This window comes from Sphingobacterium multivorum, assembly GCF_039511225.1.
Lineage (GTDB): Bacteria > Bacteroidota > Bacteroidia > Sphingobacteriales > Sphingobacteriaceae > Sphingobacterium.
In genome coordinates, this window is sequence record NZ_CP154261.1 from 1,340,351 (window position 1) to 1,351,494 (window position 11,144).

Below are 11,144 nucleotides of genomic sequence, written 5' to 3' on the forward strand. Positions count from 1 at the left end.
CATCTTTAGACTTATTTAATAACATCATGAAAGACGCTCAGCCTGAGAAGGTAGAGCGTCTTTTTTTGTTATAACTCGATTTTTAGATGTTTAGAATCATTATAAATTAACTATAATTTTCCTATGAAAAATAATAGAATAGCATGTTAATGTTTTCTTATAACATTGTTAATGTTTTGTTAATTATGGTTCATTCCGTATAAAATTCTGTCCGGAAATTGTTTGATGACTTTTTATTCTATAATGCTTCTTTTGTAACAATTTGTAAAATTGTGAACTTATTATTGCGGTATTTCCTGCTATCGATAGATTATGTTAAAAAACTTGTAAAAGCAACTTTGGCTTTCTATATTTGACACCGCTAATAAAAATCGCACTAACTATTATTTACTGTAAATGCTGAAAAGAGCAAATTTTACAGCTGGATATTTATCTAAGGACTGACCCTATATCTACCTAGGGCCCGCTTTTCCAATAATATTTTCAACTGTTTCTAAATGAACTGCAATAGCATGTTATGCTTTTTTGCTGTTTATTGTCTAAGCAATTTATGTTTAGACGGTTATGATAACGGATATAATTTATATCAATATATAGGATTAGAAAAATAATAAAATTAACTAACTAAAACATGAAACAAACATTACTAAGTTTTCTTGTTGGCGGTATGATTCTGACTTCGGTTGCATTCGCTCAAGAAAAAAAGATTAGTGGTCGTGTTACATCTGCTGACGGTAAAGCAATACCAGGGGTGACAGTAGTTGTACAAGGTACTAATCAGGCAACGCAGACTGATACTGATGGTAATTATTCATTGAATGTGCCGGCAGGTAAGGTTGTCGTATTCCGTTCCGTTGGTTTTGATGATAAAACTATTATTGTTAACAACAACAGTTCTGTATTCAATGTCTCTTTAGTAAATCATGACAATGCTTTGGAAGAAGTTGTTGTTACAGCAAATGCAATTAAGAGAGAAAAACGTTCTTTGGGATATTCTGCGCCTACAATTAAGAGCGATGAATTGACAGAAGGCCGTAATTCGAGCGCGATCAACTCTTTAGCTGGTAAAGTAGCGGGGGTAAACATTACCTCTACATCTAATTCTCCAGGTAGTTCATCTCGTGTCGTATTGCGTGGTGGTTCATCTATTTCAGGTAATAATCAAGCGTTGATCGTTGTTGATGGTACTCCGATTGATAACACAAGTAAAATGGGGGGAGCCAGTGATTTATCAAGTGTAGATTTTGGTAACCGTGGTAATGATATTAATCCAGATGATATCGCTTCTGTAACCGTTCTGAAAGGACCTGCTGCTGCTGCATTGTATGGGTCAAGAGCATCCAATGGTGCATTAATCATTACAACGAAGAGTGGTAAAAAAGGAGCAAAAAATGAAATCACATTTAGCTCGACGAACACATTGTCATCAATTTTGAAATTGCCAGAATTTCAAAATCAATATGGGCAAGGTGCATCTGGCTACAATAAAGCAGGTGATTTGATTTATACAAACGATCCGAAAGAAAACTGGTCTTGGGGAGCACCATTCACTGGAGAGGTACAAGAATGGGGACAAGCAGTAAATGGCGTTCGTCAGAAAAAAGCATATTCTGCTGTGAAAGACAACGTACGTGATTTCTTTGACCTTGGTATTGCTTCTGACAACAATCTTAGCTTTTCCGGTGGTTCGGATAAATCCACTTTTTATTTAGGATTGAACGCGTTGAATTCCAATGGTGTTTATCCTGGTAAAAAAGATAACTACAACAAATACGGTGTTAGATTTAATGGAACAACAGAGTTCTCAAATAAATTTAGTGCTGGTATTGCTGTAAATTATAGTCGAATCAACAGTAATAATGTTGGTGGTGGACAAGGGGGCGGCTCTGTTTATAACAACTTATTACAAACGCCGAGAGATATCGATGTAGTCGGTTTAAAAGACTTGTCCAATCCTTATAACGGATATGGTTATATAGATGAAAATGGTGTAGCTCATAATGATGTTTATGGTTATTACGGAGCTTATACCATGAATCCATATTGGGTATTGGCTAACTATAATAATTTCAATGATGTGAACCGTATTATGGGGAACTTCAATGTGAATTATAAGCCTACAGAATGGTTGACTTTCCAAGAACGCATTGGATTGGATAACTACAGTGACCGCAGACGTTCGGAATCTCCCAAATACAGCTACTTGCCAATAGATAATACCACTGGTAATTATTCTGATGGTAATATTCAGACTGATCCAGGACAATACCGTATCGACCAATTTAACGTGAATGAAATTGTACACGATTTCATGGCGACAGCTAAGCATACCTTCAATGAAGATTGGGAAGCGTCATTCATGGTTGGAAATAACATTCGTCAACGCAAAACGACTTCGAATAGCACAGCGACAAATTCAAGCGGTGGGCTTGTTGTACCAGGATGGTATAATCTTGCGAATTCTAACGGTCCCTTGGACCTGATTGAAGATACTTGGACAAACCGTCGTTTGGTTGGTGTTTATGGTGATTTAAATGTTTCTTATAAAAACATAGCATATTTACAAGCTACAGCACGTAACGATTGGTCATCGACATTACCTAAGAAAAATAATTCATTCTTTTATCCAAGTGTTAGTGGATCATTTGTTGCATCAGAATTATTCTCTCCTGAATTGAAGAGTAAGTTCAGTTATGCAAAAATCCGCGCTAACTGGGCGCAAGTAGGTTCTGATACAGATCCTTATCAATTGATTTCAACTTTTTCTAGAAGTACAATTGCTGGAGGGTTCGGTTCTACTACTTTCCCTTTCGGAAACGTATCCGCATTAATGTCGGGTAATACTATCGGAAATTTGAACTTAAAGCCTGAGATCACAACTTCGTTTGAGGTTGGAACTGAATTGGGCTTCTTCAATAATCGTTTATCTGCTGATTTTACTTACTACAAGAACAATTCGAAAAATCAAATATTAAGCATTCCTATTCCACTTTCTACGGGTTACGGGCTTAGTTTGGTAAATGCAGGTAAGGTCCAAAATAATGGTGTGGAATTAACATTAAGAGGAACTCCTGTGAAAACAGAAAACTTGACATGGGAATTGTTTGGAACATTCACTAAGAACAACAGTAAAGTTGTTGAATTGATGGATGGAGTACAACAAGTATCAGTTGGAGGCTTCTCGGGAATGAGTATCGTAGCTGCCGTAGGACGCCCTTATGGAGAGTTTTATGGTGTTACAAATGCGACTGATGCACAAGGCCGTACTATTGTTGATCAAAAAACAGGCTTACCCATTGCCTCTTCTAAACCAGAATATTTAGGTACGTATAATCCAGATTTCCAAGCTTCATTGGGTACAAGTTTGAGCTATAAAAACTGGTCAATGAGCGCGTTATTTGATACGAAACAAGGCGGTGTGTTCTACTCTAGAACAAAAGACATCATGGGATTTGTTGGTACCTCAGCTGAGTCAGGTGGCGATCGTATAGGTCAGATTTTCCCAAATTCTGTTTATTTGGACGCTTCAGGAAATTCAGTCGTTAATACATCTGCGACTTATGATAAGATCGATTATTATCCAAATATGGAAGCGGGGGTAAATGTTGTTGATGCGACATATATCAAATTGCGTAACCTTACATTCACGTATAAATTCTCAAAAAACATGTTGAAAAACACACCATTTGGAGCGGCTTCTATCGGAGTGTTTGGAAATAACCTGTTTATTTGGACGCCAAGCGAAAATAAATACGCTGATCCAGAGGTGAATTCATCTGGTGCTGGTAATGCACAAGGTTTTGACTTTACAGCTCAACCTTCATTACGAAATTATGGTATCAATGTTAAAGTTTCATTTTAAGAGCAAGTAAAGTATGAAAACTATAAATTTTAAAAATGCTAAGAAGCTTTTAGTTTTAGCTTTAGTTGGCACACTAGGGTTGACTAGCTGTAATAAATTTTTGGATGTGAATGAAAACCCAAACAATCCAGAAACAGCTACTCCTAGTTTATTACTACCTACAGTAGAAGCTGCGATCAGCCAAGTTGTAGGGAACGGTTTTCAGGTATATGGTAATATCTGGGGACAATATTGGACGCAAAATCCTACATCTTCTCAATATCGTTCTATCGACAGATATCAAGTATTGAATACAGCCATGGATAGATCGTGGTTGATTTTGTACCGTAGCGCATTGAACAATGCGGAATTGATCATTAATTCAAATGTAGCGGCGAACGATAATTATAAAGGTATTGCTTACTTATTAAAGGCTTATACATTTCAAGTAGCAACAGATGCTTTTGGAGATATTCCATTGTCAGAGGCGTTAAAAGCGAACGGAAATCTTAATCCTAAATACGAAGCTCAAGCTGTTGTATACGATTCAGTATTCAATTATATTGATAAAGGCTTGGCTTTATTGGCAACGCCACAAGCTGTTCCTGTTTCGACCCAGGATATGATTTTCAATGGCGACCTAGATAAATGGAAAGCTTTTGCAAATACATTGAAATTGAGAGCGTATTTGCGCATTTCAAATGTGGATGCGAATAAAGCTGCAGCAGGTATTAAAGCACTTTATGCAAAAAATGCCAAATTTTTAGATCAAGACGCTTCAATAACTTACACAACGACAGGTGGTAACGAGAACCCATTCTACAATGAGATGGTGGGTTTAGGTAAAACACAAAATGTTGTGGCGAGCGGAACTGTGGTTCAAGCATTCGTAAAGAACAGTGATCCAAGAAGATTTTCTTTCTTCAATAAAGTGAGCGGACAAGATACAATTGCATTTATCCTTCAAGGTGATTTTAATGCAAATTCAGCAAAATTAGTTTCTTCTCCTTCACCTCTTGTTGGTGGTCGTGCTGTTGATCCTACATCAGCAACCGCGCCTGTGAAATTATTTTCAGCTGCAGAAAGCAAATTCTTGCAAGCTGAGGCTGCAGTGAAAGGTTGGGGAACAGGTGATGCGAAAGCATTGTTTGAATCTGGTATTATAACAAGTTTTACAGCTACGGGTAATGCTAATGATGCGGCTAAATACATAGCGGAAGCACCAGATGCGAAATTCGCAGGTGATGTTGAAGCAAAAGTCAAAGCTATCATTACACAGAAATATTATGCGATGTGTGGTTTCCAAGGTTTTGAATCATGGACTGAGTGGAGAAGAACAGGTTATCCAACTTTCTTTACGACTTCTATCGCATCAACTTTAGGTGCAGGAAGAATGCCATTGCGTATGCCTTACGCCAACAGTGAAGCGACCTCGAATGTAAATTATCCAGGTAACGTGGTAATCTATACACCGGTGTGGTGGGACGTTAAGTAATCTCTTAGATTTATATGCTTATAAAAGCGGCAATTTCGAAAGAAATTGCCGCTTTTTGTGTTAAATATTAAGACAATTTATTCTGGCTGTAATTTACACACCCGCTCAAATTCTTGTAGATACTTCACATTTCTCCTTTATTGTTCAGTATAATCGTTAGGTATTATTTGAACCGCTAGTGTATCTTTTAGTATCACTTATACTGTGTTTGGTGTACATGAATTGATAATTTTTGAGGTTTATGAAAAAGAGTAAGAATACTATATCTTTATTATAAGAACGACAATGGTAAGAGGCTCTGCTAGATGATGCCAATTTTCTAAAATAGAAATATTTATCGAATTTTGATAGCTTTTAGGCAATGACTCGACTGTGGTAAAAATATTTAATACCAATTCAGTGAGATCGCATGGTATATATGTTTAACGGGTTTAGCACAACGCGTATTTCTGAAAACATGTTAATACAAGGTTTTTTTAATTTTTAGGTAAAAAACAAAGAAGTTAGTTGAGGAAATATTTATGCAATAAATGTAAATTTGAATATGTTCCTTAGCTATAGGTGTTTTCTGTTCCTGTCAAGTATTCGAAATTGCCTTTTCTATTTTGTTTCTGAAGGAATTGTACTGCTATCGCCATAAATTATACTTATCGTAATGCAAATTCCATAAAATTATGTAGACAATATTTTCTATTCAAGATTTTTTGGTTTGTTACGTTTATGATGAAAATTAATTGTCTGATTATCAGATTTTTGTTATTTGTTATTAAATAAATGTTATCACAAAATTATGCATGCATTGCAAAAGATAAAAAAAGTAATAAATTTGTATTTAACATTTTTTAACATCAACAAACAATTAAGTGAGAAAAATGTTGCTAACTATAGACATGTAAATTTTTGAAAAGTATATTACTAACCAAATTTTTGTCAAAATAAACATTTAATAAACGTAAACATATGAAACACAAATTACTCAGTTTTTTCGTGGGTAGTATGATTCTTACTTCTGTTGCATTTGCGCAAGAGAAAAAAATCAGTGGTCGTGTAACAGGTGCCGATGGTAAACCTTTGGCTGGTGTTACTATCGCTGTTCAAGGATCAAATTTGGCTACTCAAACAGATGGGAATGGAAATTATTCCTTATCCGTTCCGACAGGAAAAGTTATCGTATTTCGTTCGGTAGGCTATTCTGATAAAACTTTAATTGTCAAGGAAGGGCAATCTGCGTTTAATATTACCTTGGATAATTCCGATAACTCTTTGGAGGAGGTTGTTGTAACAGCGCTAGGCGTAAAAAGAGAAAAAAGAGAATTAGGATATTCTGCAGAGCAAGTATCCTCGAAAACAGTTAATCAAGCGAGTGCAGTAAATTTAGCAAACGGACTTCAAGGTAAAGTGGCAGGTTTGAATGTTACAACAACGAGTTCAGGTGTTAATGAAGATGTAAAAATCAACTTACGTGGTATCCGTTCTTTGACAGGTAAAAATGAACCACTATTGGTATTAGATGGAATTCAGATGGATATCAAATATTTATCCTCTCTTAATCCAAATGATGTGGAGAATGTTTCTGTTCTAAAAGGAGGCGCGGCTGCAGCTATTTATGGGCCGGATGCAAGAAATGGTGTAATCATGGTTACTACCAAAAAAGGTTCGGATAACCCGATAGTCAATTTAAGTCATTCAACGCAATGGCAAAATGTGTCATTTTTTCCAAAATTACAGAAACAATTTGGACAGGGCTACGATGGTATTATTGATCCAGTTGAAAACTGGAACTGGGGTCCAGCATTTGACGGTTCTACAATAGATATCGGTCCTAAATTACCGGATGGAAGTCAACAAACTACAATTTACAGCGGCACGGATGAGCGTCAGAAATTCTATAATACTGGTGTTACAAATCAAACTGGGCTCTCCTTGACTGCGAAAGATTTCTTTTTGAGTTTGGAAGATGCCTTGGTAAAAGGTATCGTACCGGATGATAAAAATAGAAGAACAGGAATTCGGTTAAATTCACAGAAAGAATTTGGAATCTTTAAAGCTGGAGTGAATTTTAACTATACGCAACAAAACTACAATTTATATAATCAAACCGCCCAAGCAGATTATTTCGCAGCTCAAAATACGGGGGGGAATTCGGGATTATTTAGTCAGTTAATCAATACGCCAGCTGATATTATTTTATCGAAATATAAAGATTATAAGAACGATAAATTTTCAACTTATGAAAATTGGTTTACCAATTATGGGTTGAATCCATATTTTTCAATTGGTAATTGGCGAAAAGAAGGTAAGAAACAAGATTTGATTACAAATCTAGATTTGGGTTTAAAAGCGACAGACTGGTTGAATTTTACTTATCGTGCTTCTTTAACTTCACGTAATATTGCTGAAAGAAATAAAACAGTAGGCGTGAATCCGTCGGAATGGGCGATTAATAGGGGTAAAGATCCGATCGCAGGGGCAATTGAAGAATATAACTATAATCAGACTATCCTTACATCGGACTTTTTCGCTGATGTGAATACCAAGATTGACGAAGATTTTACTTTTAAAGGAATCCTAGGAACATATGTTCGACAAAATGATTGGAGAGTAACTCGTGTTGGAGCTGATAACTTAGTTGTATCTGAGTTATATAATCTAAGTAACAGAATCGGTATCCTTTCAGGCTCGTCCAATGGCTATCGGACTCGTCTCTTCTCTTATTATGGAAGTGCTGGGTTAAATTACAAGAATTGGGCAAATGTTGAAGTCACAGGACGTTGGGATAAATCATCGACTTTGGCTATGGGCAATAATTCATATTTTTACCCGGGAGTTAATGCAGCTGTTATCTTGACTGATGCAATTCCAGAATTGAAATCAAGCGCCTTCAATTATTTGAAAATTAGGGGTGGATGGACTAAAACCGCCAATTCCGATATTGATCCTTACTTCTTGGCAGCAACTTTTTCTCAGCCAGCTTCGAGCGGATTTCCATTTGGTTCGGTCCCAGGCTTGACTGCTAATAATACGACCTACAACCCTAATCTAAAACCGGAGCGAATTACTTCTACCGAGGCTGGTCTTGAAGCAGGTCTTTGGAATAATCGTTTGACTTTAGAAGCTACTTATTTCTATAATAAAAATACAGACCAAATTATTAGCGTAAACATTTCAGAAGCATCTGGTTATTCAAGAAGTTATCGTAATGCTGCTTCATTTAATAGTTACGGGGTAGACTTTGGCTTTAATATTACACCTATTATTAAATTCAATAACGGTGGTGTTAACTTTAAGGGAAGTTTCTTGTGGAATGATTCCAAAGTAACTAGTATTGATGAGAGTTTAGGATTGAATGAACTTTCAGTAGGAGGCTATGTTGCTGCAGGGAATTACGCAATCAAAGGATTACCAGCATATCAAATGCGAGGAACTGATTATCGAAGAGATGATCAAGGACGTATTATTGTAAGTTCAACTACTGGAAGACCATCGATTTCTTCGAGTAACGTTAATTTTGGACGTACATTACCGAAATGGATTGTCAATCTAACTCCTTCTGTTAATTGGAAGAACTTTAACTTATCCGCGATGTTCGAGCATAAAGGAGGACACGTTGTATCGTTCTTTGGTTTAGGTTCTGACATGGCTTGGACTGGTGTTTCTGAGGCTACTGCATACAATAACAGAGAGCCATTTGTATTGCCAAATTCTGTAATAGCAGATCCAAATAATCCGGGTCAATATATTGAAAATACGACAGTGAAAATTGGCGAGAAAGAAGCCATATATAATTATTATACTGGAGAGTTTAGAAGGGCTGCTTCTAATTTCATTGTAAGTGCAAATCAGTGGAGATTACGTGAACTCGCTTTAACCTATGATGTTCCAACAGATTGGCTAGCGGCACGCCAGAAAGTAATCAAAGGTCTATCCGTAGCTGTTGTTGGACGTAATTTGGCACTGTGGTTGCCTAAGGAAAATAAATTTATGGACCCTGATTTCAACAGCATGACATCGGATTATCCAAATGCTTATGGAAACGTTGATTCAAATGCTAATCCACCGGTAAGAAACTATGGATTTACAATTAATGCTAAGTTTTAACGACAAAAAGAATTTGAAAATGAAAAATAAAGTTATAGTAATGCTATTTTCGGCAGCCTTGGCAATGACAGGGTGTAAAGATAGTTTCTTCGATATTAATCAGAACCCAAACAATCCAACGGAACCTACAGTTAAGGCTAGCTACCTTTTACCTATGGTATTGAAACAAACTGCATCTCGTATGGGTACAGAGTACAGCTGGGCCGCTTCTTGGTCAGGATATTGGGGTAGAGGTAGTGACTTTGGTCCAAGCTTGCCTTTGGAGAACTATGATATAACACCTTCATATCAACAAACCCAATGGGCTAATAGTTCGACGTCATGGTATGATGTGTTAACTGATGCCGATTTTATGGAGAAAAAAGGAAAAGCGACGAACGAAGAATTTTATGTTGGAGTGTCCAAAGTTATGAAATCAATCGGTTTTATGTATTTGGTCGATATGTATAATAATGTACCTTATTCAGACGCTTTGAGAGGAGACGCAGCTGTTGCTCCTAAATATGATAAAGGCGAAGATATATATAAGGATTTATTAGTGCAGCTTGATTCTGCTCGTCTTATTTTTAAAAAAGGACCAGCGATTAGTGATGAGATTAGAAATGCTGATGTACTGTTTGGTGGAGATCTGACGAAGTGGCGTAAGTTGGCCAATACACAAGCCTTGAAATTATTGATTCATCAATCCGAGTTTAATAAAAATCCAAGTGCTGAAATCGCAAAAATTACTGCAGATGGAAGTGGCTTTATTGAAGCTGATAAATCAGCAAATCTTACTATTGCCTTTGCAATGGCAGCAAATCAGGTAAATCCTGTTTATTCGACTTATGTTGCTAATCAAAACGGGACCTTAGCTGATGGATTCAATCGTGTAAGCAATTATTTATTGAATAGATATAAGAATACTAATGATATTCGTTATCAATATCTATTCTTGCCAGCGAGAAATCCAGTTGATCCTAATAATCGTTGGGTAGGTAAAGATCTTGGAGCAACAAACGTAAAAGGAGCATCTTCTTCTCAAGAATCAATTGTAATAGGGACGGGCATCTTGAAGGATGGAACACAGCCTCTATGGCTGATGACGTCGGTAGAGAGCTTGTTCTTACAAGCCGAAGCTGTTCAGCGGGGCTGGATAACAGGCGATGCAAAAACAGCTTACGAAAATGCTGTCAAAGAATCATTCAAATGGTTGAAAGTCACTGATGCTAGTACGGTATCAACTGCATTTTTGTTATCACCCTCTGCGAACTGGGCTACAGCTGCAAATAAGTTAGAATTGATTATAAATCAAAAATATTTATCCCTTCCAGGTATAAATAATTTTGAAGCTTATGTAGATTATAGAAGACTAGGATTTCCTAAGGATGTGCCTCTTTCTAAAAACACAAGCGTTGGCACTCGAAAAATTCCTTTGCGTTTAATGTATCCTCAAAATGAGTATAGTTTTAATAATGCAAATGTAAAAGCCCAAGGAGATATTGACCCTCAAAAGAATAAGATCTTTTGGGATGTAGATTAAAAATAATATATTATATCAATTTAAAGCCGGAGGTTTTCTTCCGGCTTTTTTTTTAAAAGAAGTTACTGTGCCGAATTACAGAACGAAGTGTGTTTTATAATACCGAGAATGCTATTATTAGTAAAGCAATTGAAAAGGTGAAATCAGGACTATCTAGTTGTTGAAAAAAGATTGAACAGTTTAATTAT

Annotated in this window: 4 protein-coding genes; all 4 read left to right on the forward strand. The window is 36.4% G+C overall.

Annotation, left to right across the window (positions count from 1 at the left end):
* Window positions 1–631: 631 nt before the first annotated feature.
* The gene (locus tag AAH582_RS05580; protein ID WP_046674013.1) at window positions 632–3,862 is read left to right on the forward strand and encodes a SusC/RagA family TonB-linked outer membrane protein; all 3,231 of its coding nucleotides are present in this window, start codon (window positions 632–634) and stop codon (window positions 3,860–3,862) included.
* Window positions 3,863–3,875: 13 nt separating this feature from the next.
* Window positions 3,876–5,336 carry a SusD/RagB family nutrient-binding outer membrane lipoprotein gene (locus tag AAH582_RS05585; protein ID WP_046674014.1) on the forward strand — a complete coding sequence of 487 codons (1,461 nt, stop codon included), beginning with the start codon at window positions 3,876–3,878 and terminating at the stop codon, window positions 5,334–5,336.
* Between the two features lie 960 nt (window positions 5,337–6,296).
* Window positions 6,297–9,434 carry a SusC/RagA family TonB-linked outer membrane protein gene (locus tag AAH582_RS05590; RefSeq protein WP_343321451.1) on the forward strand — a complete coding sequence of 1,046 codons (3,138 nt, stop codon included), beginning with the start codon at window positions 6,297–6,299 and terminating at the stop codon, window positions 9,432–9,434.
* Window positions 9,406–10,956: a SusD/RagB family nutrient-binding outer membrane lipoprotein gene (locus tag AAH582_RS05595; RefSeq protein WP_343321452.1), complete on the forward strand. Its 1,551-nt coding sequence runs from the start codon at window positions 9,406–9,408 to the stop codon at window positions 10,954–10,956. Before AAH582_RS05590 ends, AAH582_RS05595 begins: the two co-directional genes overlap by 29 nt.
* Window positions 10,957–11,144: the final 188 nt, after the last annotated feature.

What these genes read in the sequence shown, in the direction of transcription:
- AAH582_RS05590 (WP_343321451.1), top strand. Translation starts at nt 6,297, where the DNA reads ATGAAACACAAATTACTCAGTTTTTTCGTGGGTAGTATGATTCTTACT.
- AAH582_RS05585 (WP_046674014.1), top strand. Translation starts at nt 3,876, where the DNA reads ATGAAAACTATAAATTTTAAAAATGCTAAGAAGCTTTTAGTTTTAGCT.
- AAH582_RS05595 (WP_343321452.1), top strand. Translation starts at nt 9,406, where the DNA reads ATGGATTTACAATTAATGCTAAGTTTTAACGACAAAAAGAATTTGAAA.
- AAH582_RS05580 (WP_046674013.1), top strand. Translation starts at nt 632, where the DNA reads ATGAAACAAACATTACTAAGTTTTCTTGTTGGCGGTATGATTCTGACT.